Here is a 22,802-nt window from a genome sequence, read left to right as displayed (position 1 = left end):
TCTCTCCTCAGCAGTCCAGTGGGTTGAGTTTTTCAGGGTTGATACCGAACTTGGCGATGGCTTCAGCCACGACCTTAGGTTCGATGTCACCACGGTCAGCCAGTGCTTCCAGGGCTGCCAACACCACGAAATGACGGTCAACTTCGAAGAAATGACGCAGTTTCTTGCGGCTGTCGCTGCGGCCGAAGCCGTCGGTGCCCAGGACTTTGAATTCCTTGGACGGTACCCACTGACGGATCTGCTCGGCGAACAGCTTCATGTAGTCGGTCGAGGCAATGACCGGACCTTTACGGCCGTTCAGGCACTCTTCCACATAGCTCAGCTTAGGCTTCTGGCCAGGGTGCAGACGGTTGGTGCGCTCAACGGCCAGGCCGTCGCGACGCAGTTCGTTGAAGCTGGTAACGCTCCACACGTCGGCGCCGACGTTGAACTCTTCACGCAGGATCTTCGCTGCTTCACGGACTTCACGCAGGATGGTGCCGGAGCCCATCAGCTGGACGTGGTGCGCCGCTTCGCGGGTGTCTTCCTCGAGCAGGTACATGCCTTTCTTGATGCCTTCTTCGGCACCGGCCGGCATGGCTGGCTGCTGGTAGGACTCGTTCATCACGGTGATGTAGTAGAAGACGTCCTGTTGCTCTTCGGTCATCTTCTTCATGCCGTCCTGAATGATCACCGCCAGCTCGTAGCCGTAGGTTGGATCGTAGGTGCGGCAGTTCGGGATGGTCGCGGCCAGCAGGTGGCTGTGACCGTCTTCGTGTTGCAGGCCTTCACCGTTCAGGGTGGTACGGCCGGCGGTGCCGCCGATCAGGAAGCCACGGGTACGGCTGTCGCCAGCGGCCCACGCGAGGTCGCCGATACGCTGGAAACCGAACATCGAGTAGAAGATGTAGAACGGCAGCATCGGCTGGTTGTGGCTGGAGTACGAAGTACCGGCAGCGATGAAGGAGCTCATGGCGCCCGCTTCGTTGATGCCTTCTTCGAGGATCTGGCCCTTCTTGTCTTCCTTGTAGAACATCACCTGGTCTTTATCGACTGGCTCGTAGAGCTGGCCGACGGACGAGTAGATGCCCAACTGACGGAACATGCCTTCCATACCGAAGGTACGGGCTTCGTCCGGGATGATCGGCACGATGCGCGGACCGATTTCCTTGTCCTTGACCAGTTGCGCGAGAATGCGCACGAAGGCCATGGTGGTGGAGATTTCACGATCGCCCGAGCCGTCGAGGATAGCCTTGAGGGTATCCAGTGGCGGCGTCGGTACGCTGAAGCTTTGTGCGCGACGCTGTGGCACGAAACCGCCCAGTGCAGTGCGGCGCTCGCTCAGGTAGCGGGCTTCGGCGCTGTTTGGCTCCGGCTTGAAGAACGGCAGGTTTTCCAGCTCTTCATCTTTCACTGGAATGTCGAAGCGATCGCGGAACAGCTTCAGGCTTTCAACATCAACCTTCTTGGTGTTGTGCGCGGTGTTCTTCGCTTCGCCGGCACCGGTGCCATAACCCTTGATGGTCTTGGCCAGGATGACGGTCGGTTGTTCCTTGTGGTTGACCGCTTCGTGGTACGCCGCGTAGACCTTGTACGGGTCGTGGCCGCCACGGTTGAGTTTCCAGATCTCGTCATCGGACAGGTCTTCGACCATCGCCTTGAGTTCTGGCGTGTTGAAGAAGTGTTCACGCACGAACGCGCCGTCTTTGGCTTTGTAGTTCTGGTACTCGCCGTCGATGACTTCGTCCATGCGACGTTGCAGGATGCCGTCGACGTCCTTGGCCAGCAGTGGGTCCCAGAAACGGCCCCAGATGACTTTGGTCACGTTCCACTGGGCACCGCGGAACACGCCTTCGAGTTCCTGGATGATCTTGCCGTTGCCGCGAACCGGGCCGTCGAGGCGCTGCAGGTTGCAGTTGATGACGAAGATCAGGTTGTCCAGCTTCTCGCGGCCAGCCAGGGAGATCGCGCCCAGGGATTCCGGCTCGTCGCACTCGCCGTCGCCCAGGAAGCACCAGACTTTCTGCTTGCCGGCAGGAATGAAGCCACGGGCTTCCAGGTACTTCATGAAACGCGCCTGGTAGATCGCCTGGATCGGGCCCAGACCCATGGATACGGTCGGGAACTGCCAGAAATCAGGCATCAGCCAAGGGTGCGGGTAGGACGACAGGCCCTGACCGTCCACTTCCTGACGGAAGTTGTTCATCTGGTCTTCGGAAATGCGGCCTTCCATGAACGCACGGGCGTAAACGCCTGGCGAGGTGTGGCCCTGGAAGTAGATCAGGTCGCCGCCGTGTTCGTCGGTCGGGGCCTGGAAGAAGTAGTTGAAGCCGATGTCATACAGGGTCGCACTGGAAGCGAAGCTGGAGATGTGGCCGCCGAGGTCAGAATCTTTCAGGTTCGTACGCATTACCATGGCCATCGCGTTCCAGCGTACCAGCGAGCGAATGCGGCGTTCCATGAACAGGTCGCCAGGCATGCGTGCTTCGTGGGTTACCGGGATGGTGTTGCGGTAAGGCGTGGTGATGGCGTAAGGCAACTGCGAACCGCTGCGGGTTGCGAGTTCACCCATACGGGTCATCAGATAGTGAGCACGGTCTTCGCCTTCTTTGTCGAGAACCGATTCCAGGGCGTCCAGCCATTCCTGGGTTTCGACGGGATCGAGGTCTTGCATGGCTTGCTCCAGGGCGGAAAGGCTACCAGAATCGGTTGCCTGAGTTAGCGACTGGCCTTGTGGGCAGACGTTATGAATTCTTGGATTGCCGATAGGTTGGTCCGGCGGTGTGTAGTTTTACTACAAATCATCCGGCATTTCAGCCTTGCTAATGTATATACGAGTAGTAAAACTACAGATGAGCGGCTTGTGGCCCCCGGCTGCGTTGTGAGAATAATCGTTAAGGTTGGTATTTTGCCAACCGAAAAAGGTGAAAGCTTGATGTTCGCTGCCGATAAAAAAGAATTTTCAGCTATTTCTAACCTTTGTTCGACACTCCTTCAGGTAGTGGGTTTGCGAGATTCACTACATGCTGACCGTCACACGCCGATCAAGGATAGACCATGAGCCTGCCCCCGCTTGCCGACCTGCCCGCCATTCTGTTGCCGTTTGTCACTCGCGCCGAGCAGTCGTTCCGTACTGCCGTCGAGGCATTGGATGACGACCATCGCCTGTCCGCGTGGACACCTGAACGCTGGGCGCAATTTGCCCGCGTCACCGCTGCCAGCGACTTCGTCACTGAACAAAGCGTGCGTGATCCGCGGATGCTGCTGGAACTGGTGCAGTCCGGCGAGCTGGACCGAAGCTTTGCCACCGGCGAGTTGTGCGCGCAAATTGCGGCAGCCGTGAACCTGGCCGAAACCGATGATCAACTCGGTCGGGCGTTGCGCCGCCAAAGGGCGCGCCACCAAGTGCGAATCATCTGGCGGGACCTGACCCGCCAGGCTGATCTGATCCAGACCTGCCGCGACCTTTCGGACATGGCTGACGCCAGCATCGATCAAGCCTATCAATGGCTATACGCGCGGCACTGTCAGCAGTTCGGCGTGCCGACCGGCCGCCGCAGCGGCGAGCCGCAGCAGATGGTCGTCCTTGGCATGGGCAAGCTCGGTGCCGTTGAGCTGAATCTGTCGTCGGATATCGACCTGATTTTCGCCTACCCCGAAGGCGGCGAAACGGTCGGCGTTAAACGCTCGCTGGATAACCAGGAATTCTTCATTCGTCTCGGCCAGCGCCTGATCAAGGCCCTGGACCCGATGACCGTCGACGGTTTCGTGTTCCGCGTCGACATGCGCCTGCGACCTTATGGATCGTCGGGCGCGCTGGTATTGAGTTTCAACGCGCTGGAGCAGTACTACCAGGACCAGGGTCGTGACTGGGAACGCTACGCGATGATCAAGTCGCGGGTGGTCGCTGGCGATCAAGTGGCCGGTGCGCAGCTGCAAGAGATGCTGCGCCCCTTCGTTTACCGGCGCTACCTGGACTTTTCCGCCATCGAAGCGCTACGCACCATGAAGCAGCTGATCCAGCAGGAAGTGCGGCGCAAGGGCATGGCCGACAACATCAAGCTCGGCTCCGGTGGCATCCGTGAGGTGGAGTTCATCGCCCAGGCCTTCCAGCTGATTCATGGCGGTCGCGATCTGAGTCTGCAGCAGCGTCCATTATTAAAAGTGCTGAGTACGCTGGAGGGTCAAGGTTACCTGCCGCCAGCGGTGATCAGTGAACTGCGCGAAGGCTACGAATTCCTGCGTTATACCGAACACGCGATCCAGGCGATTGCCGATCGCCAGACGCAAATGTTGCCCGACGGTGTCCAGGACCAGGCGCGCATTGCCTTCATGCTGGGCTTCGCCGACTGGTCGGCGTTCCATGAGCAATTGATGTACTGGCGTGGCCGTGTGGCCTGGCATTTCGGTCAGGTGATCGCCGACCCCGATGAAGAGCAGGGTGCCGAAAGCGAAGTGGTGGTGGGCGGTGAATGGCTGCCGTTGTGGGAGGAAGCCCAGGATGAGGAAGCCGCCTGCCGTCAGTTGCAGGAGGGCGGCTTCCTTGATGCCAGCAAAGCATTGAAGGCCTTGGCCAACTTGCGTGGCAGCCCGCAGTTGCGCGCCATGCAGCGTCTGGGGCGCGAACGTCTCGATGCCTTTATTCCGCGCTTGCTGGCTCAGGCCGTAGAGCATGCCAATCCGGATCTGGTGCTGGAGCGGGTATTGCCACTGGTGGAAGCCGTGGCCCGCCGTTCTGCCTACCTGGTGCTGTTGACCGAAAACCCCGGCGCACTGCGACGCTTGCTGACCCTGTGCGCGGCTAGCCCGTGGATCGCCGAACAGATCACCCGTTTTCCGCTGTTGCTCGACGAGTTGCTCAACGAAGGCCGATTGTTCAAGCCGCCGTTGGCGCCGGAGTTGGCCGCCGAGTTGCGCGAACGCCTGACGCGGATTCCCGAGGACGACCTCGAGCAGCAAATGGAAGCCTTGCGTCATTTCAAGCTGGCGCACCGCTTGCGGGTCGCCGCTTCGGAAATCGCCGGCAGCCTGCCGTTGATGAAAGTCAGCGATTACCTGACCTGGCTCGCCGAAGCGATCCTGGAGCAAGTGCTGGCCCTGGCCTGGCGGCAAACGGTCGCCAAGTACGGCACACCGCTGCGCACCGATGGCACCTTGTGCGATCCCGGCTTCATCATTGTCGGTTATGGAAAAGTCGGTGGCCTGGAATTGGGGCATGGTTCGGACCTGGACCTGGTGTTCATCCATGATGGCGATCCACAGGCAGAAACCGACGGGCCGAAGTCGATCGATGGCGCGCAATTTTTCACCCGGCTGGGGCAGCGGATCATTCACTTGCTGACGGCGCAGACCAACTCCGGTCAGCTCTATGAAGTCGACATGCGCCTGCGGCCGTCCGGTGCATCGGGGCTGCTGGTGAGTTCGCTGGGGGCCTTTGCCCGCTATCAGGAAAATGAAGCCTGGACCTGGGAGCATCAGGCGCTGGTCAGGGCGCGGGTGCTGGTGGGGAGCGAGGATGTCGGTCGGGCGTTCGAGCAGGTTCGCGCGGCGATTCTGGGCAAGGCGCGCGACTTGCCGACCCTGCGCCAGGAGGTCAGCGAGATGCGCGCCAAGATGCGCGATAACCTGGGCAGCAAGAGTACCGCGGCCGGTACCGGGGCAAATGCCTTCGAGGCCACGTCGCCCTTCGACCTCAAGCAGGACGCCGGAGGTATCGTCGATATTGAATTTATGGTGCAATACGCGGCCCTGGCGTGGTCCGAAACACACCCGCCACTGCTGCGCTGGACGGACAACATCCGCATTCTGGAAGAGCTGGAGAAGGCAGGGCTGATGCCCGTCGAGGATGCCAGCCTGTTGCGTGAGGCTTATAAAGCCTACCGCTCCGCCGCCCACCGGCAGGCTTTGCAGAAGGATGCCGGGGTGATACCGGGCGACCAGTTCGCGGACGAGCGGCGACAGGTCATGAGGATCTGGCGTGAGCTGGGGCTAAGCTGAAACGCGCCTGTCGGAGCGACTGGATTCAAATGTGGGAGTGGGCTTGCTCGCGAAAGTGGAGTGTCAGGCAACATCAATGTTGGATGTGATGGCCCCTTCGCGAGCAAGCCCGCTCCCACAGTAGATCTGCAGTGTCATGCAGGTCGAGGTACACCAATACCCAATGTGGGAGCGAGCCTGCTCGCGATAGCGGAGTGACAGTCGACAGCAATGTTGGAGGTGATGACCCATCGCAAGCCGCCTTGCTCCCACAGTGATTCTCGAGGCGGGGAGGCGTAGGCCTCCCCGGTTCGTTTATGGAAACCACATGAAAATTCTGATCGTTGGGCCCAGTTGGGTCGGTGACATGGTGATGGCGCAGACACTGTTTCAGTGTCTCAAGCAACGCCACCCGCAATGCGAAATCGACGTGCTGGCCCCCGAGTGGAGCCGGCCGATTCTTGAGCGCATGCCCGAAGTTCGCCAGGCCTTGAGCTTTCCGCTCGGCCACGGTGCACTGGAACTGGCGACGCGTCGACGCATCGGAAAATCCCTGGGCGGCCAGTACGACCAGGCGATCCTGCTGCCCAATTCCCTGAAGTCGGCACTGGTGCCGTTCTTTGCCGGCATCCCCAAGCGCACCGGCTGGCGTGGCGAGTTCCGCTACGGCCTGCTCAACGATGTGCGCACGCTGGACAAAGAACGTTACCCACTGATGATCGAGCGCTTCATGGCCCTGGCCTATGAGCCGGGCGTTGAACTGCCCAAGCCTTACCCGCGCCCGAGCCTGCGGATCGATCCGGTGACTCGCGAGGCCGCATTGGCCAAGTTTGGCCTGGCCCTCGACCGTCCGGTGCTGGCCTTGTGCCCCGGTGCCGAGTTCGGCGAGTCCAAGCGCTGGCCGTCGGAGCACTACGCCAAAGTCGCCGAAGCGAAGATTCGCGAAGGCTGGCAAGTCTGGCTGTTTGGTTCGAAGAACGATCATGCCGTGGGTGAAGACATCCGTTCGCGGCTGATCCCCGGCTTGCGTGAAGAGTCGGTGAACCTCAGTGGCGGCACCTCGTTGGCCGAGGCCATCGATTTGTTGTCCTGCGCCGATTCCGTGGTGTCCAACGATTCTGGCCTGATGCACGTTGCCGCTGCGCTGAACCGCCCGCTGGTGGCGGTCTACGGCTCGACGTCACCGGGCTTCACGCCGCCGCTGGCCGAGCATGTCGAGATCGTGCGCCTGGGCATCGAATGCAGCCCATGCTTTGATCGCACATGCCGTTTCGGCCATTACAACTGCCTGCGCCAGCTGATGCCGCAAGCGGTGAACGAAGCCTTGCAGCGTTTGCAGGGCACTGTGGTCGAGGTCAAATAGTTTGCGGGTACTGCTGATCAAGACTTCATCGCTGGGCGACGTGATTCATGCGCTGCCGGCGCTGACCGACGCCTCGCGGGCCATCCCCGGCATCACGTTCGACTGGGTGGTGGAGGAAGGCTTCGCCGAAATTCCGAGCTGGCACCCGGCGGTGGGCAAGGTGATTCCGGTGGCGATCCGTCGCTGGCGCAAGAACATCTGGCAGACCATCAAGAGTGGCGAGTGGAAACGCTTCAAGCAAAGCGTCCGCGCCTCCAAATATGATCTGGTCATCGATGCCCAGGGCCTGCTGAAAAGCGCTCTGCTCACCCGGTATGTGAAAGCCCCGGTGGCGGGTCTCGATAAAAGTTCGGCACGCGAGCCCGTCGCCGCGCGGTTCTATAACCGTCGCCTGGCGGTTGCCCGCGGACAGCATGCGGTGGAGCGGGTGCGTCAGCTGTTCGCCATCGCCCTGGGTTATGACCTGCCCAAGGGCCTGGGCGACTACGGCCTGAACGTCGAACGCCTGGTCGAGCTGCCGCGCAAGAATCCGTATGTGGTGTTCCTGCACGGCACCACCTGGGACACCAAGCACTGGCCCGAAGCCTACTGGCGCGAGCTGACCGAACGGGTCGGATATCTCGGGGTGGGCGTGAAACTGCCGTGGGGCAACGCGGCGGAGAAGGCCCGCGCCGAGCGCATCGCCGCCGGCTTCAAACACGCCGAGGTATTGCCCAAGCTGAATCTGGCCGGGGTCGGTAAAGTCCTGGCTGGCGCGCAAGCCTGCGTGGCGGTGGATACCGGTCTCGGTCATCTGGCCGCGGCACTGGATGTGCCGACGCTGTCGCTGTTCGGCCCGACCAATCCGGGCCTGACCGGGGCCTACGGCAAGTCGCAGATACACCTGGCCAGCGACTTCCCCTGCGCGCCGTGCCTGCAAAAGAAATGCACCTATCAACCGACGGCCGAAGATGCCCGTCAGTTTGACCTGAAACGCGAGTGGCCATTGTGCTTCACGCGTCTGAATCCCGAGCGTGTCGCGAGCCGACTGAGCACGTTATTACTGGCTGAGGAGCTGCGCTGATGCAATTGGCATTTGTCCTGTACAAGTATTTTCCCTTTGGTGGCCTGCAGCGCGATTTCATGCGCATCGCCCTGGAGTGCCAGAAGCGCGGCCATCAGATCCGCGTCTACACGCTGATCTGGGAAGGTGAGGTGCCGCCGGGTTTCGAAGTGCTGGTGGCGCCGGTCAAGGCCTTCTTCAACCATCGACGCAACGAAAAGCTCAGCGAGTGGATGGAAGCGGACCTGGCCAAGCGTCCGGTGGACCGCTTGATCGGCTTCAACAAGATGCCGGGCCTGGATGTCTACTACGCCGCCGACGGCTGCTTCGAAGACAAGGCGCAGAACCTGCGCAACTCGCTGTACCGACGTTGGGGCCGCTACCGCCACTTCGCCGAGTACGAGCGGGCGGTGTTCGCCAAAGAGGCGAAGACCGAAGTGCTGATGATTTCCGAGGTCCAGCAACCGCTGTTCATCAAGCATTACGGCACGCCGCTGGAACGCTTCCACCTGCTGCCGCCAGGCATTGCCCAGGATCGTCGTCGGCCGGCGGATGCGGACGAGATTCGCGCCGGGTTCCGCGCCGAATTCAATCTCAAGGACGATGACTTGCTGCTGGTGCAGATCGGCTCCGGGTTCAAGACCAAGGGTGTGGATCGCAGCCTCAAGGCCTTGGCCGCATTGCCCGCTGATCTGAAGAAGCGCACCCGGCTGTTTGTAATTGGCCAGGACGACCCCAAGTTATTCCAGATGCAGAGCGCCACGCTGGGGCTCGGCGACAACGTGACGTTCCTCAAGGGCCGCAGCGATATTCCGCGTTTCCTGTTGGGCGCCGATCTGTTGATCCACCCGGCCTACAACGAAAACACCGGTACCGTGCTGCTCGAAGCGCTGGTGGCCGGGTTGCCGGTGCTGGTGAGCGCGGTCTGCGGGTACGCCCATTACATCGCCGAGGCCGACGCTGGCCTGGTGCTGGACGAGCCGTTCGATCAAGCCCAGCTGGCCCAGTACCTGACCGGCATGTTGAACGACGCTCAAGCAAGGGCGGCCTGGAGCCGCAACGGTGTGGCCTTCGCCGAGACGGCCGACCTCTACAGCATGCCGCAGCATGCGGCCGATGTGATTCTGGCGGAGCACGCTTAAATGAAGTTGATGCTGGCTGAACCGTTCAAGAGCCTCTGGGCCGGACGCGACCCGTTCGCCGAAGTCGAGGGATTGCAGGGCGAGGTGTACCGTGAGCTCGAAGCTCGCCGTACCCTGCGCACCGAGGTGGACGGCAACGGGTTTTTCGTGAAGATCCACCGTGGCATCGGCTGGGGCGAGATCTTCAAGAACCTGCTCACCGCCAAGCTGCCGGTATTGGGTGCCGGCCAGGAGTGGAAGGCCATCCAGCGCCTGCAGGAAGTCGGCGTGCCTACCATGACCGCCGTCGCCTATGGCGAAAAAGGCAGCAACCCGGCGGACCAGCATTCGTTCATCGTCACCGAAGAGCTGGCGCCGACCGTCAGCCTTGAAGATTTCAGCATCAACTGGTCCAAGCAGCCGCCGGAGCCAAAACTCAAGCGCGCGCTGATCGCTGAAGTGGCGCGCATGACCGGCATGATGCACCGCGCCGGGGTCAACCATCGTGACTGCTACATCTGCCACTTCCTGCTGCACACCGACAAGCCGGTGACCGCAGACGATTTCAAACTCTCGGTGATCGACCTGCACCGCGCCCAGACCCGTCCGACGATCACCTCGCGCTGGCGTAACAAGGATCTGGCGGCGCTGTATTTTTCCGCCCTGGACATCGGCCTGACCCGGCGCGACAAGTTGCGTTTCCTCAAGGGTTATTTCCAGCGGCCGCTACGCCAGATCCTGGGCGAAGAAGCGGGGCTGCTGAGCTGGCTCGAAGGCAAGGCCAACAAGCTTTACGAGCGTAAACAGCGGTACGGAGACGCGCTCTGATGGCGGGTTGGAGACTGGAGCCTGCTTATCGCGATCTGGCACAAGACTTCGGCAGCCTTGATGCCGTGTTTGCGCTGCAGGGCGAGCGCCTGACCCGCGATCCGCTGTCGGAGGTCATTCGCGTCCAGCGCAATGGCGTCAACTATTACGTCAAGCGCTACGTGGGGGCAGGCAAGGGCTTGCGCCGCTACCTGGGCAAGCCACGGGTGAAGATGGAGTGGCAGAACCTCAAGCGCTTTGCCAAGTGGGGCATCCCCACCGCCGAGGTGGTGGCCTGGGGGCTGGAGCGTCGCGGTGCAGCCTATGATCGTGGGGCGATGATCACCCGCGAACTGCCACATACGGAAGATTTGTCGGCCCTGGCCGAGCGGCACGATGCGAAACTGGCGGACCGCGCCTGGGTCGACAGCATCAGCCGACAACTGGCCAATTACACCCGCACGATGCACGAGCATCACTTTACCCATAACGATTTGAAGTGGCGCAACCTGCTGGTCGATGATCAGGCCCGACTGTTCCTGATCGATTGCCCCAACGGTGATTTCTGGAGAGGTTTCTGGCTCAAGTACCGAATCACCAAGGACCTGGCCTGCCTGGACAAGGTCGCCAAGTATCAACTGTCGGCCACCCAGCGCCTGCGCTTTTACCTGCAATACCGCCAACGGACCCGGCTCAATGCCGCCGATAAAAAACGCATCCGGCACGTGGTGAGATTTTTCGAGGGACGCGAATGACTGATTTTCTGGCCGCTGAAGACCGTGCGCTGCTTGAGCGTCACGGCCTCGGCACGTTCGACGCGCTCTGGGCCCGGCAGCTCGATGCCGTGGACGAACCCAACACCCTGCGGGGTGGCTGGAGCAGCGTGTTTCGACTGGAACTGGAAGGTCGTGGCTACTACCTCAAGCGCCAGAGCAACTACCAGATGCATACCTTGCATGCGCCGTTTGGCGAGCCGAGTTTTGCCCGGGAGTTTCGCAACATCAGCCGTTACGAAAAGCTCGGCATACCGGCGCTCAAGGCGGTGTTCTTCGGTGAGCGCAAGGTGGACGGTGAAACCCGGGCCATTCTCCTGACGCGTGCCCTCGACGGTTGGGATGATCTGGATTCGCTGTTGCATCGTTGGACGGATCTCGGCGAGGCGCAGCAGGTAGCCATTCTGCAAGCTTGCGGGCACCTGGCGCAGCGTCTGCACGGCATGCGCCAGGTGCATGGCTGCTTCTACCCCAAGCATATTTTCCTGCGGGCCACCGGCGACGGGTATCAGGCGCAGCTGATCGACCTGGAAAAGACCCGGCACCTGTTGTTCGGGCTGCGCGACCGCGTAAAGGACCTGGAGCCGTTGCTGCGTCGGGCGCCCGAGTGGAGCGAAGGGCAATTGCGGGTGCTGCTGGGCGCTTATCTGGATCAACCCCAGGACAGCTCGTTGATCGACACCTGGCTGACGCGCCTGACCGCGCGGCGCAGCCATAAGGAGAAGCGCTGATGCGTTTATCCGAACTGAAAAGCGCTGGCCGTCACCCGAGCCTGCCGCTCAGTCTTTCACTGGCCGATGCTGCCGGGCCGGCGCAGCTACAGTTGCTGACCCTGTTGCGGGTCTTGCCCGGGCAGCGTTATGTCGGTGCGGGTGTCTGGCGCGGTCGGCCCGTGCTGGCCAAGTTGCTGGTTGGCAGCAAGGCGGCGCGGCATTTCCAGCGCGAGCTGGACGGTGTACGACTGCTCGCCGCCCAGGGCCTGACCACGCCGCTGCTGTTGGCTGACGGTCTGAAGGATGGCGAGGGTGGCTGGCTGCTGTTTGAATTCCTTGAGGGCGCCCAAAGCCTGGGGGATGCCTGGCAGCAGGTGGAAGGCCTGCCGGTGCTGGCCGATGAGCAGTCAGCCGTTTTGGCGCAAGCCTTGGGCGCAATCGGTCAAATGCATCGCAAAGGTTTGTGGCAGGAAGACCTGCACCTGGACAACCTGCTGCGCCAGGGCAATCGACTGTATTTGATCGATGGCGCCGGTATCTGCAGCGAAACGCCAGGCCAGCCGCTCTCGCGGCAAAAGGTCCTGGAAAATCTCGGGGTGTTTTTCGCCCAGTTGCCCAAGTCGCTGGAGCCGTTCACCGAAGAATTGCTGGTGTACTACCTGCTGAGCAACGGCGAGCATGCCCTGCCCATGGAGGCGCTGCAGAAACAGGTCGACAAGGTTCGCAGCTGGCGCCTCAAGGACTTCCTGATCAAGGTCGGTCGCGAATGCACGCTGTTCAGCGTCCAGCGCGGAGCGTTCGGCTTGCGGGCGATTCGTCGCGAAGAAGAAACGGCCATGCTGCCCGTACTGGCCCAGGCCGATGCCTTGCTGGATCAGGGGCACCTGTACAAGACCGGCGGCGCGGCGAGCGTTGGCAAGGTCGAGGTGGATGGCCGAACGCTGGTGATCAAGCGCTACAACATCAAGGGTTTCGCCCACTGGCTCAAGCGCTTCTGGCGCCCGAGCCGTGCCTGGCACTCCTGGCGCGAAGGCAATCGCCTGGCATTTCTCGGCATCGCCACGCCCAAGCCCCTGGCGGTGCTGGAGAAGCGTTTTCTCTGGTTGCGCAGCCGTGCCTATCTGATCACCGAACATCTGTCGGGGCCGGACATCATCGAGCGTTTCGCACCGTACATCGAGAGTGGTGATGCGCCTGAAGCCGAGTTGCTGGCGCTGGATCACCTGTTTGCCGAATTGATTGCCGAGCGCATCAGCCACGGCGACTTCAAGGGTCACAACCTGTTCTGGCAGCAGGATCGCTGGGCGCTGATCGATCTGGATTCTATGTGCCAGCACGGCTCGCTCGCCAATTTCGCCCCGGCGTATGCGCGGGATCGGGCGCGGTTCATGCGCAACTGGCCTGAGAGTAGTGCGCTTTATCAGGTCATCGATCAGCGTCTTCCGAAAGATATCTCCAGCGCAGTCTGAATCTCTTCGCGAGCAAGCCCGCTCCCACATTTCAACCGCGTTCACATAGATGAAAGCGGTCGAAATGTGGGAGCGGGCTTGCTCGCGAAGGGGCCGGAACAGCCAGCGAAGATAAGGGACAACTTCTTAAGCATCGTCCTACAGGAACTTGGGAAGCCATGAACTGTGGCCTGAATGACCACGATGCTAGCTTGCCTGACGTTCACGGAGGGCAAGCTTTGACGATCAAAAAGGCAGTCACATCAGGTGTCATCTCACTGGCTTTGACAGGGTGCGGGACCGTCTCGACGGTCTTGCAGGACGATGCCGACGCGGCCCAGGCGCTTCGGCGGCAAAAAACTTATTGTCAGTCCATTCCACGGGTCTACAGCGGCCTGGCCTACGATTTTTGCGTATTGAATGCGCCTCCCGATCCAACGGGTATCTTCGTTCCAGTCATTTTGCTGGACCTGGCATTGTCCGGCACGCTGGATACCGTAGTCTTGCCCTACACCCTTTACCGGCAGGGCACGGATGGCAACATCCGTATTTACTGGCGGCCTGCCCGAGGCTGATAACCGTAGGGTCATTCCCGGCATCTTTAAGCTATAATCCCGCCCTTTAGCTGTCTCTCGCCCGTTGCGAGGGCACATTAATTATTGAGGCGCATTGCGCCTGCACGCAGACTAAAGAGGCTAGACCCCTGTGGCATTGACGATTCTTGGCCTGTCCGGCGCCCTTAGCCATGATCCTTCCGCAGCCCTGTACATCGACGGCAAGCTGGTCGCGGCGGCGGAAGAAGAGCGCTTCGTACGCGATAAACATGCAAAGAACCGCATGCCCTACGAATCGGCGAAGTTCTGCCTGGAACAGGCCGGCATCAAGCCTTCCGACGTTGACGTGGTAGCGATTCCATTCGCGCCGATCAGCCTGTTCGGCAAGGCCCGCTGGCAGTACGCCAAGCGTTACTGGTACGCCCCGGATCGTGCACTCGACGCGATCCTGATGGGCAACCGTCGCTACAAACGCTATCGCAACAAGATCGTCTGGTGCCTGGAGCAACTGGGCTTCGACCCGAAGAAGATCAAGATCGAGCCGGTCGAGCACCACCTGGCCCACGCTTCCAGTGCCTACCACTGCTCCGGTTTCAAAGAGAAAACCGCGATCCTCGGGATCGACGGCAAGGGCGAGTACGCTACGACCTTCTTCGGTTATGGCGAAAACGGCAAGATCCACAAGATCAAGGAATTCTTCGATCCGGACTCCCTCGGTGGCCTATACGGCGCGATCACCGAGTTCCTCGGTTTCGATATGCTCGACGGTGAGTTCAAGGTCATGGGCATGGCGCCGTACGGCGACGCCAGCAAATACGATTTCTCGCGCCTGGCCTCGTTCGAAAACGGCGAATTGGTGATCAACACCGACTATGCCAACGTCATCGGCCTGCGTCGCTACAAAGAGAAGGGCAAGGGTTACTACTTCTCGCCGAAGCTGATCGAGTGGCTGGGTCCGAAGCGCGAAGGCGACATCGCCGACGAGCCGTACATCCACTACGCCGCGAGCATCCAGGCGCTGTTCGAAAAAATTGCGCTGCAGATGATCGACCACTACCTGGGCGACGTGCTCAAGGAAACCGGCAAGCTGGCCTACGCCGGTGGCTGTGCGTTGAACGTCAAGCTGAACCAGAAAATCATCGCCCGCGACGACGTCAAGGAACTGTTCGTCCAGCCTGCATCCGGTGACGCCGGTACCGCGGTGGGCGCGGCAGCCTATGTGTCCCACGCCCGTGGCGTCCCGGTCGAGAAGATGGAACACGTGTACCTCGGCCCGTCGTACAGCAACGAAGACGTGATCGCGGCCTGCGCCCGTCACGAGAACAAGCCGACCTGGCGCAAGCTCGACAACATGCCGGACCAGATCGCCAGGATCATGGTCGATGGTAACCCGGTGGCCTGGTTCCAGGGCCGCATGGAGTTCGGTCCGCGTGCACTGGGTGGTCGCTCGATCATCGGTTGCCCGAGCATTCCCGGCGTGGCCGACCGCATCAACCACCAGATCAAGTTCCGCGAGCGCTGGAGGCCTTTCTGCCCGTCGATGCTCGACACCGTGGCGCCGCAGATGATCAAGATCGATCACCCGGCTCCGTTCATGACCTTCACCTTCGAAGTGGCTGAGGAGTGGAAAACCCGCGTGCCGGAAGTCGTCCACGAAGACGGCACTTCCCGTGCCCAGGTGCTCAAGCGCGAATACAACCCGCGCTACTACGACATGATGAAGGCGCTGGAAGTCCTCACCGGCAATGGTGTGTCGCTGAACACCTCGCTGAACCGTCGTGGCGAGCCGATGATCTGCTCACCGACCGACGCGCTGAACATGTTCTTCGGTTCCGATCTACAGTATCTGATCATGGAAGACATCCTGGTGGTCAAAGAGGGCGCGGACACCTATGACACGCTCGGCTGAACGCCATGTGCTGCAGTTCTGCCACGGCTATGACGGGCCGTTCCTGGACTGCGCGCGGCAGTACGCCAGCCTCTTCGCGGGGACCGGTTACCGGGTGACCACGGTGTTCCTGACCGGGGTCGCCGATGCCGAGGTTGCCGCCGGTTGCGCCTCCGATGAAGTGTTGTTCATGGAATACAGCTCCAAGGCCATTCGTGGCTTGAAGCTGGGCGCCATCGGCGATCTGCGCAAGATCGCCGCTTCGCGCAATTTCAGTTTCTGCATTGCCCATCGCTTCAAGCCCATCTACATCGCCTTGCTCGGCACCTCGTTGCCGGTGATTGGCGTGCACCATGCGTTTGACGATTACAAACGCGGCACACGCAAACTCTTCGCGCAGGTTTTCCGCAAGCGCCTGAGCCTGCTCGGGGTGTCCGATGCGGTGCGCGATGACATGCGCCAATGCCTGCCGAAGTGGCCGGCGGCACGGATTCAGACGCTGTACAACCGGATCGACGTGCCGGCTTTGCAGGCAAGCCAGGTATCGGTTCGCGAGGCGCGCGAGACCCTCGGCCTGTCGGAGGACGCCTGGATTGTCGGCAACGTCGGGCGCCTGCATCCGGACAAGGACCAGGCCACCTTGCTGGACGGTTTTGCCCAGGCGCTGCCCGGGTTACCGGCCAACAGCCAGCTGGTGATCCTCGGTAGCGGTCGACTGGAGCAGGATCTGAAAGCCCAGGCGCGCGAGCTGGGGATTGGCAACCGCGTGCTGTTCCTTGGTCAGGTCCCTGAGGCCCGACGGTATTTCAAGGCATTCGATGTGTTTGCCCTGAGCTCCGATCATGAACCTTTCGGCATGGTGCTGCTCGAAGCCATGGCGGCGGGCGTGCCGTTGCTTGCAACGGCGTGTGGCGGCGCGAAGGAAGTGGTCGAAGGCGTGGGCATCCTGTTCCCGCTGGGCGATGCCGAGCACCTGGCTCAAGGCCTGCAACATCTGGCCGCAATGGACGAGCAGCAACGTCGCCAGTGTGCCGAGCTGATGCTCGAGCGCCTGCGCGAACGCTTCTCCGACCGCGCGGTGCGCGATGCTTTCTGGCACTTGCCGCACGTTACCGAACTGGCACAGAGGGGCTGATGCTCAACCGATTTCAAGGCTGGCGCGAACGTGGCTGGTCGCTCTCCGATGCCCCGACCTATGCCCAGGCCTGGCAGCGTTATGGCGGCAGCGTCGCCACTCACCCACTGGTGGTCGAGCGCCTGGCGCAGCTGGCCGGTATCCCCGTGCGATACCTGGCCTGGGAGCAGGACGGCGAAATCAAGGCCGCAATCCCGACCTGGGGGCGCGACCTCGCCTTGTCCAAGGACGTGCTCAAGCGTAACGGCAAAAAGGGCCTGTTCGACCTTGGCAATGCCGAGATCATCCTGCCGGCTGCGGCCGATGCCCAGGCACCTTTGCGCCATCGCGGGCGTTACCTGTCGGCCCTCAACGAAAACCGTTTCACCGGCATCCGGCTGCAGGCCGAGCAACTGGCCATGGCCCGCACGCCCGAAGAGTTGTCGAAGAAGTTTCGCTACAACCAGCGCCGCGAACTCAGGTTGCTGGAAGAGGCAGGCGGCGTAGTACGACCGGTCAGCGAATTTTCCAGCCAGGAGCTGGGGGCGATCTATTGCGATCTGTTCCAGCGCCGCTGGGGGTTCCCGGCGACCGGTGCCGAGCGCATGGCCGAGGTCATCGAGTTGTTGCGCGAGCTGCTGATCGGTTCGGTGATTTTCCTCAACGATGCCCCCATTGCCATTCAACTGGTGTACCGCGTCGAGACGCCGCAGTGGATCAGCGTCGAATACATCAATGGCGGTGTCGACCCCGAAACCCGCGAGTTCAGCCCCGGTAGCGTGCTGAGTTTTCTCAACACCCAAAGCGCCTGGGAGCACGCCAGGGCACTGGACAAGCCCCTGCGCTTTTCCTTTGGCCGCGCCGACCGGGAATACAAGGATCGCTGGTGCAACCCTGTGCCGGTCTACACCGTATGAGTCAGCCCATGAACCGCAAACAGCAATTGCTCAAGCGCCACCGGCGCAACAAACGCATCGGTCTGCTGGTCGCACTGGTGCTGTTGATCCTTTGCGGCATCCTGGTGGCGTGGTGGTTGCCGCTGGTGCTGGCGGTGGTGGGCTGGGTGGTCCACGAAGCCTGGTTTGCCGATCACCTGTTCTATTCGCCGAACGACCACTATCAATACACGTTTGCGCCCTACACCCCGCAGCCCAAGGTGCACCTGAACGGGGAGCATCTGCGCCTGGACGAGGGTGTCATGCTGGTCGACGACGCGACGCTGGTGCTGGCCCTGAAGGTAAAAAGCACGTGGCTGGGACGCTTCTTCGATCCTATGGTCGAGTTGTTGGGTGGCGATAACCCGGACCGGCAGACCTTCGAGCGGGGTGTGAACGGCCTGCGTTACCTCAATCTCAGTGGCCAGGCTCAGGTGCTGTCGCGTGGTGAGTTGCGTCTGCGCGGGCGTTTCTGCCGGCTGGTGGGCGAGCCGGTCCTGTGGGCATTCGAGCATCCGGACTTTCGCCGGCAACGGGTGATGGTCATCGCCCCGCACGCCGATGATGCCGAGCTGGCGGCCTACGGTTTGTACAGCCAGGCGGACGAGACCTGGATCGTGACGCTCACCGCCGGTGAAATCGAAGCCGAACATTATCAGCGCATGGGCATGGACAAGGTCGAGGCGGCGCGCCTCAAAGGCCGGTTGCGCGCCTGGGACAGCATCGCCGTGCCGCGCTGGGCCGGTGTACCGCAAGCCCATTGCGTGCAGTTGGGCTATTTCTGCCTGCAACTGGCGGCCATGCAGGCATCGCCCGCCAAGCCGATAGGCTCGCGGGAAGCGGATTTGGACGACACCCGGTTGTTTCGTCAGTTGAACCCGTTTGGCCTGCCGGGCGATGTCGATGGCGCGCCCACCTGGAACAACCTGCTGGCGGATCTGCAAGCCCTGCTGCTGCGGGCTCGGCCTGAGGTGATCGTGTTGCCGCACCCGACCCTCGACCCCCATCCCGATCACATTTGCGCGCAGGCCGCGGTGCTCGAAGCGCTAAAGGGTCTTGATTGGCAGCCGACGCTGTTGGGGTATGCCAATCACCTGCACGACAACGATCGCTGGCCCATGGGTGACACCGGAGCCGGTATTGCCCTTCCTCCTGTGTTCGATCCGGGCCAGCAGATGCATCCCTGGTGTCTGCAGCTTTCCCTGGCGCAGCAGCGTGACAAGGCCATGGCATTGGCAATGATGCACGACCTGCAGCCACCGGCTCCCTTCAAGCGTCGCCTGCGGCGTGGTTTGCAGCGGTTGCTCGCGGGGCGGGGCGGTTCGCCATACGGCGATAATGAATTTTTTCGCAAGGCTGTGCGACGCCAGGAACTGTTTTGGCGTTTGTAAGGTGTCATGGGCCTGAAGGTCGGCTGCCTGGCGGCAGGTTCGGATTCAGGTGTTGCTCCATTTGCCTGTTGTGGCAAGGAAGACGATGAAAGTTCTATTTCTGGTGCAGAAAGATCAGCGGGCCATTCTGGACCGTCTGTACGACGGGGTCGCGGCTCATTGCGAGTGCGACTTGCGGTGGTTGAGCAGCAAGGAACAGCGCAACCTGCGCAGTTATTTCCGGCGTGAAGTCGATGTGTCCCGATACGACCGGATCGTGTTTTTCCTGCGTTTCAAGCAGGAGATCCGCCAGGTCGGATTTATCCGCACGATTCCCAACCTGGTCATTCTCGAACACGATGCTTACCAGAACTACATTCCTTGCAAGTACACCGGCAAGTTCAGCGCGCACTACCGTCGCCTGCCCTGGGCGCGGGTCATCAGTTCCGGCTTCGTTGTCACCGAGCGCCTGCGTGCAGAGGGTTTCGATGCGGTGTTCGTGCCCAAGGGCTATGACCAGACGCAACTTGCGGATCAGGGGCGCGAGCGGGATATCGAGCTGGCGTTCGTCGGCAGTACCAACAGCGTCGCCTACAGCGGTCGCAAGGCCTTGCTCGATGAACTGGGTCGCGTCGAGCCTTTGGTGGTGACTCGCACCAAATCCGGCGAGGAGTACCGCGATACGCTCAACCGCATTCGCTTTTTCGTCAGTGCCGACGTCGGCATGGGCGAGTTCATGATCAAGAATTTCGAGGCCATGGCCTGTGGCTGTGTCTTGCTGACTTATGATCAGGGCGCAGCGGAAAACCAGGCGCTGGGCTTGCAGGACATGCACAACGTGGTGTTCTACCAGGACATTGCGCAGCTTCAGGAGAAACTGGCCAGACTGCGCAGCGAACCGCAACTGGCGCAGAGCATCGCTCGCAATGGTCGGGAGTTGGCGGTCAACCAATTCAGCTTTGCCCGCATCGGCCAACGTATCGTCGAAGAACTTGAGCCTGCACTGCGCCCTCGCGCGCCGTTGAGTCTGTTGGAAAGAATTCGACTCAATTTGGGTGTTTGACAAGCGTTGGCCAGCCATTGATATTGCTGGCCACTTCTACTTTGTTGAGACAACCGTGCATTTTTCCCACGAGAGTGACATCACGCTGGTGGTCACAAGCTGTGGTCGCCTGGACCTGCTCAAGACCACCCTCGAGAGCTTCGATCGATTCAATACGGCGCCCATCCGCGAAGTGTTCATCACCGAGGATGCAGGTGACGCAGAGGTACACGCGGTGATTCCAGCCCACTGGAAGGATCACTGTACGGTCTTCGTCAATCGACCCAAGCTGGGTCAGCTGGCGTCGATCGACCTGGCGTACGAACACGTCAGCACGAGCTATATCTTCCATTGCGAGGATGACTGGGAATTCTACCGCCCAGGGTTTGTGGAGGACTCCATGACCGTTCTCCAATCTCGCCCGGAAATCCTGCAAGTATGGTTGCGTAGCTATACTCATGATCTGCGGGTTCACAGCCCCTACATTCATCTGGGGCCGCGTGAAGTCGTCGGTGGAGTGGCTTGCCATCCATTGATTTCCGACAAGCCGGAGTGGCAGGGGTTCTCGCTGAACCCAGGCCTGCGACGGGTCAAGGAATATCGATTGTGCGCGCCTTTTTCCGGGCACGCTGGCGAGAAAGCGCTGTCACAGCGATACGCACAGTTGAACCTGACTGCCCTGACGCTTGAAGCGGACGCAGTCATGCACACCGGGTTTGGCCTGCACGTGCAAACGCCTGTAGAGCGACAGCGCAAGGCGCGTCGCAGCCGGCGCGAACAGGTCAAGTTCGTTTTGTTTTTGTTGTTGGGAGTCTGCATTGGCTGGTCCATCAAGTAGCGACACCGCAGCTTATCCCCATAACCTTTTGTATTGGCTGCTTGCCCTATGAGTATTCTCAACGTGATGTGGGCAGGTGGTGCTCCGTTTGCCTCGATCCACAAGGTGCATCAGCAGATACTGTCTCAAGCCTTGCCCTCGGCCCCGGTGAAAACCTGGTTGCTCCAGGGAGACGCCGCCGAATGCGGAGTGGACGTCGGTGAGATACGCGAGTGGGGACTGTCTTCTGCCCGATTGAAAGGGCGGCATTTCTGGCGATTGACCAAACCCTGGATGCGAGCCCGCTTTCACCGCGCCCTCCAGGACAGCGACGCACGACTGTTGTTGCTCGACGGATTGGGCGTAGCGCGCACGCTGTTACCGATACTCAAGTCCTTGCCGCATATCCGCGTCGTGGTCATCTTTCATGGGGCGACTCGGCTGCATGCGGGTGATCGAGTGCTCTTTCAACAGCTCCCGGCTTCCCAGCTGGCCTTGGCTGCAGTGTCGAACACCCTCGCAGCCTCACTGAGCAGTGACTTGCAAATACCGGTCATGACCTTGCGCAGTGCCTTTGAGCCTGCCGCCTTCTGTTGCGCTTTGCTTCCTCGGGAAGAGGCGCGGACCCGGTTGGGCTTGCCTGCGGACGGTGGGCCGGTATTGGGAGCGGTGGGGCGCCTGGTTTCGGAAAAGGGCTTCGGCTGCCTGCTTGATGCTTTTGCGGCGGCATTGCGGGAGCGCCCCGACCTGAAATTGGTGATTGTCGGGGAAGGCAGCACCCGCGCCTCGCTGCAGGCTCGTATTGATGAGCTGGGGCTGCATGGGCAAGTCTTGCTGCCGGGGCATCTTGATGATGCGGCGCGTCTTTATCGTGCGTTCGACTGGGTCGCGATCCCGTCGCGGGAGGAAGGTCTGGGGCTGATCATGCAGGAGGCGGTCATGGCGGGGGTTCCGGTACTGTCCAGTGACCTGGCGGTATTTCGCGAACAGCTGGCCGATAGTGGCTGGTACGCCCCGGTTGATGATGTGAACGCCTGGCGCGACGCGATCTTGCGAGCGTTCAGCGTCTCTGCCGCAGCGGTCGCCGCTGATCAGTTCCAGGCATTAGGGCCGGATCAAGCCTGGCTGAGCTTCAGCCAGACCGCCCGTGCACTACTCTCATGAGGGCAGCACTGCCTGCTCCAATGCTTGCATCGGAAAGGTGTCGTTCAGGTTCTCGCGTGCAATATAGCGCGCGAAGTGTTGCAGGTTGCGTTTGATCAGATGCCGAGGCAAAGGGGCTCGCAGGAAACGCATGTCAGCCACATCGATCAGGCCCATTTGATTGTCGGGCGTGATCACAATATTGCCCAGATGCAGTGAGCGGAAGTAGATCCCCGATTGATGCAGTCGACGTATCAATCCGGCCAGTTCAGGCAAGGCTTGCGGCCAGTTGAAACCGTCCTTGCTGGCGATCTGGCGCAGGGTCTGGCCTGGCAGCGGCTGGTACAGCACGGCTGTCATGCCGGGCGCCTGCAGTCGGTAATACTGCAGGACCTGCAAGGTCGGCACACCGAGCTTCTGCAGTTCGACGGCATTGTCGATGAAGCGTTTCGAGTAAGGCCGAAACAAGGCGGATGAAAATATACGCTTGCGACGAAACAGTTTGAGGATATTCCCGTCTTGCAACAGGTAGACTTTTGGCCCGTAACTGTCGGCCTCCAATACTTTGGCACCGTCAATCATTTGATTCAGGGTGGCTTGAGGGAGCCGGGAACATTGCATCGTAGAAAGCCTTGTTGGAAGAACGGGGCGCCATGGCGGGCAATGATGCCGAAAAAATTCAGCTTTAACCATGTCGGGTTGGGTGAGCGAACGCTT

Annotated in this window: 18 protein-coding genes; 16 read left to right on the top strand and 2 right to left on the bottom strand. The window is 61.0% G+C overall.

Annotated elements, in window-relative coordinates:
* Positions 1 to 7: 7 nt before the first annotated feature.
* A complete protein-coding gene (aceE, locus tag ACM6I6_RS21330) occupies positions 8 to 2,653 on the bottom strand; it encodes a pyruvate dehydrogenase (acetyl-transferring), homodimeric type (RefSeq protein ID WP_274076039.1) in 2,646 nt (881 codons plus the stop codon).
* A 383-nt stretch (positions 2,654 to 3,036) separates the two neighbouring features.
* Here aceE and glnE point away from each other — a divergent pair, with 383 nt between their 5' ends.
* From glnE to ACM6I6_RS21250, 16 genes are all read left to right on the top strand, one after another.
* On the top strand, positions 3,037 to 5,976 hold the full coding sequence (glnE, locus tag ACM6I6_RS21325; protein ID WP_414920671.1) for a bifunctional [glutamate--ammonia ligase]-adenylyl-L-tyrosine phosphorylase/[glutamate--ammonia-ligase] adenylyltransferase: 2,940 nt from the start codon (positions 3,037 to 3,039) through the stop codon (positions 5,974 to 5,976).
* A 307-nt stretch (positions 5,977 to 6,283) separates the two neighbouring features.
* Complete coding sequence (gene waaF, locus ACM6I6_RS21320) at positions 6,284 to 7,318, top strand: lipopolysaccharide heptosyltransferase II (protein ID WP_274076037.1); 1,035 nt, start codon at positions 6,284 to 6,286, stop codon at positions 7,316 to 7,318.
* Position 7,319: 1 nt separating this feature from the next.
* Positions 7,320 to 8,381, top strand: coding sequence for a lipopolysaccharide heptosyltransferase I (gene waaC, locus ACM6I6_RS21315; protein ID WP_323608926.1), 1,062 nt, complete (start codon positions 7,320 to 7,322; stop codon positions 8,379 to 8,381).
* The gene (locus tag ACM6I6_RS21310) at positions 8,381 to 9,502 is read left to right on the top strand and encodes a glycosyltransferase family 4 protein (RefSeq protein WP_323608925.1); all 1,122 of its coding nucleotides are present in this window, start codon (positions 8,381 to 8,383) and stop codon (positions 9,500 to 9,502) included. Before waaC ends, ACM6I6_RS21310 begins: the two co-directional genes overlap by 1 nt.
* On the top strand, positions 9,503 to 10,309 hold the full coding sequence (gene rfaP / locus ACM6I6_RS21305) for a lipopolysaccharide core heptose(I) kinase RfaP (RefSeq protein ID WP_274076034.1): 807 nt from the start codon (positions 9,503 to 9,505) through the stop codon (positions 10,307 to 10,309).
* Positions 10,309 to 11,043 carry a lipopolysaccharide kinase InaA family protein gene (locus ACM6I6_RS21300; protein ID WP_274076033.1) on the top strand — a complete coding sequence of 245 codons (735 nt, stop codon included), beginning with the start codon at positions 10,309 to 10,311 and terminating at the stop codon, positions 11,041 to 11,043. The genes rfaP and ACM6I6_RS21300 overlap by 1 nt, the downstream gene beginning before the upstream one ends.
* On the top strand, positions 11,040 to 11,792 hold the full coding sequence (locus ACM6I6_RS21295) for a lipopolysaccharide kinase InaA family protein (RefSeq protein ID WP_274076032.1): 753 nt from the start codon (positions 11,040 to 11,042) through the stop codon (positions 11,790 to 11,792). The genes ACM6I6_RS21300 and ACM6I6_RS21295 overlap by 4 nt, the downstream gene beginning before the upstream one ends.
* Positions 11,792 to 13,243 (top strand): lipopolysaccharide kinase InaA family protein, encoded by a 1,452-nt coding sequence (locus tag ACM6I6_RS21290; RefSeq protein WP_323608924.1) that lies wholly within the window; start codon positions 11,792 to 11,794, stop codon positions 13,241 to 13,243. Before ACM6I6_RS21295 ends, ACM6I6_RS21290 begins: the two co-directional genes overlap by 1 nt.
* 218 nt (positions 13,244 to 13,461) lie before the next feature.
* Positions 13,462 to 13,797, top strand: coding sequence for a YceK/YidQ family lipoprotein (locus tag ACM6I6_RS21285; RefSeq protein ID WP_323608923.1), 336 nt, complete (start codon positions 13,462 to 13,464; stop codon positions 13,795 to 13,797).
* A gap of 130 nt (positions 13,798 to 13,927) precedes the next feature.
* Positions 13,928 to 15,685 carry a carbamoyltransferase gene (locus ACM6I6_RS21280; protein ID WP_323608922.1) on the top strand — a complete coding sequence of 586 codons (1,758 nt, stop codon included), beginning with the start codon at positions 13,928 to 13,930 and terminating at the stop codon, positions 15,683 to 15,685.
* Complete coding sequence (locus tag ACM6I6_RS21275) at positions 15,669 to 16,799, top strand: glycosyltransferase (RefSeq protein ID WP_323608921.1); 1,131 nt, start codon at positions 15,669 to 15,671, stop codon at positions 16,797 to 16,799. The genes ACM6I6_RS21280 and ACM6I6_RS21275 overlap by 17 nt, the downstream gene beginning before the upstream one ends.
* Positions 16,799 to 17,695: an antimicrobial resistance protein Mig-14 gene (locus ACM6I6_RS21270; RefSeq protein WP_274076027.1), complete on the top strand. Its 897-nt coding sequence runs from the start codon at positions 16,799 to 16,801 to the stop codon at positions 17,693 to 17,695. The genes ACM6I6_RS21275 and ACM6I6_RS21270 overlap by 1 nt, the downstream gene beginning before the upstream one ends.
* A gap of 8 nt (positions 17,696 to 17,703) precedes the next feature.
* Positions 17,704 to 19,104 (top strand): PIG-L deacetylase family protein, encoded by a 1,401-nt coding sequence (locus ACM6I6_RS21265; protein WP_406591487.1) that lies wholly within the window; start codon positions 17,704 to 17,706, stop codon positions 19,102 to 19,104.
* Between the two features lie 85 nt (positions 19,105 to 19,189).
* Complete coding sequence (locus ACM6I6_RS21260) at positions 19,190 to 20,146, top strand: glycosyltransferase (RefSeq protein WP_414920670.1); 957 nt, start codon at positions 19,190 to 19,192, stop codon at positions 20,144 to 20,146.
* Positions 20,147 to 20,201: 55 nt separating this feature from the next.
* Entirely contained in the window at positions 20,202 to 20,963 is a 762-nt protein-coding gene (locus ACM6I6_RS21255) for a glycosyltransferase family 2 protein (protein ID WP_274076024.1), read from the top strand.
* Positions 20,964 to 21,011: 48 nt separating this feature from the next.
* Positions 21,012 to 22,106: a glycosyltransferase gene (locus ACM6I6_RS21250; protein WP_274076023.1), complete on the top strand. Its 1,095-nt coding sequence runs from the start codon at positions 21,012 to 21,014 to the stop codon at positions 22,104 to 22,106.
* On the opposite strand, the gene ACM6I6_RS21245 is transcribed toward ACM6I6_RS21250, so the two are convergent.
* A complete protein-coding gene (locus tag ACM6I6_RS21245; protein ID WP_274076131.1) occupies positions 22,101 to 22,706 on the bottom strand; it encodes a toluene tolerance protein in 606 nt (201 codons plus the stop codon). The genes ACM6I6_RS21250 and ACM6I6_RS21245 overlap by 6 nt on opposite strands.
* Between the last annotated feature and the right edge of the window lie 96 nt (positions 22,707 to 22,802).

Origin of the sequence: Pseudomonas sp. IT-P218, assembly GCF_949767605.1 — a bacterium.
GTDB lineage: Bacteria > Pseudomonadota > Gammaproteobacteria > Pseudomonadales > Pseudomonadaceae > Aquipseudomonas > Aquipseudomonas putida_AE.
Note: the sequence above shows the minus strand (reverse complement) of the source record. Positions and strands in the feature narration are given on the sequence as shown.

Coding starts and splice junctions, on each gene's coding strand:
- glnE (WP_414920671.1), top strand. CDS start 3,037: ATGAGCCTGCCCCCGCTTGCCGACCTGCCCGCCATTCTGTTGCCGTTT.
- ACM6I6_RS21250 (WP_274076023.1), top strand. CDS start 21,012: ATGAGTATTCTCAACGTGATGTGGGCAGGTGGTGCTCCGTTTGCCTCG.
- ACM6I6_RS21260 (WP_414920670.1), top strand. CDS start 19,190: ATGAAAGTTCTATTTCTGGTGCAGAAAGATCAGCGGGCCATTCTGGAC.
- ACM6I6_RS21300 (WP_274076033.1), top strand. CDS start 10,309: ATGGCGGGTTGGAGACTGGAGCCTGCTTATCGCGATCTGGCACAAGAC.
- ACM6I6_RS21245 (WP_274076131.1), bottom strand. CDS start 22,706: ATGCAATGTTCCCGGCTCCCTCAAGCCACCCTGAATCAAATGATTGAC.
- aceE (WP_274076039.1), bottom strand. CDS start 2,653: ATGCAAGACCTCGATCCCGTCGAAACCCAGGAATGGCTGGACGCCCTG.
- ACM6I6_RS21265 (WP_406591487.1), top strand. CDS start 17,704: ATGAACCGCAAACAGCAATTGCTCAAGCGCCACCGGCGCAACAAACGC.
- ACM6I6_RS21275 (WP_323608921.1), top strand. CDS start 15,669: ATGACACGCTCGGCTGAACGCCATGTGCTGCAGTTCTGCCACGGCTAT.
- ACM6I6_RS21290 (WP_323608924.1), top strand. CDS start 11,792: ATGCGTTTATCCGAACTGAAAAGCGCTGGCCGTCACCCGAGCCTGCCG.
- ACM6I6_RS21270 (WP_274076027.1), top strand. CDS start 16,799: ATGCTCAACCGATTTCAAGGCTGGCGCGAACGTGGCTGGTCGCTCTCC.
- rfaP (WP_274076034.1), top strand. CDS start 9,503: ATGAAGTTGATGCTGGCTGAACCGTTCAAGAGCCTCTGGGCCGGACGC.
- ACM6I6_RS21310 (WP_323608925.1), top strand. CDS start 8,381: ATGCAATTGGCATTTGTCCTGTACAAGTATTTTCCCTTTGGTGGCCTG.
- ACM6I6_RS21295 (WP_274076032.1), top strand. CDS start 11,040: ATGACTGATTTTCTGGCCGCTGAAGACCGTGCGCTGCTTGAGCGTCAC.
- waaF (WP_274076037.1), top strand. CDS start 6,284: ATGAAAATTCTGATCGTTGGGCCCAGTTGGGTCGGTGACATGGTGATG.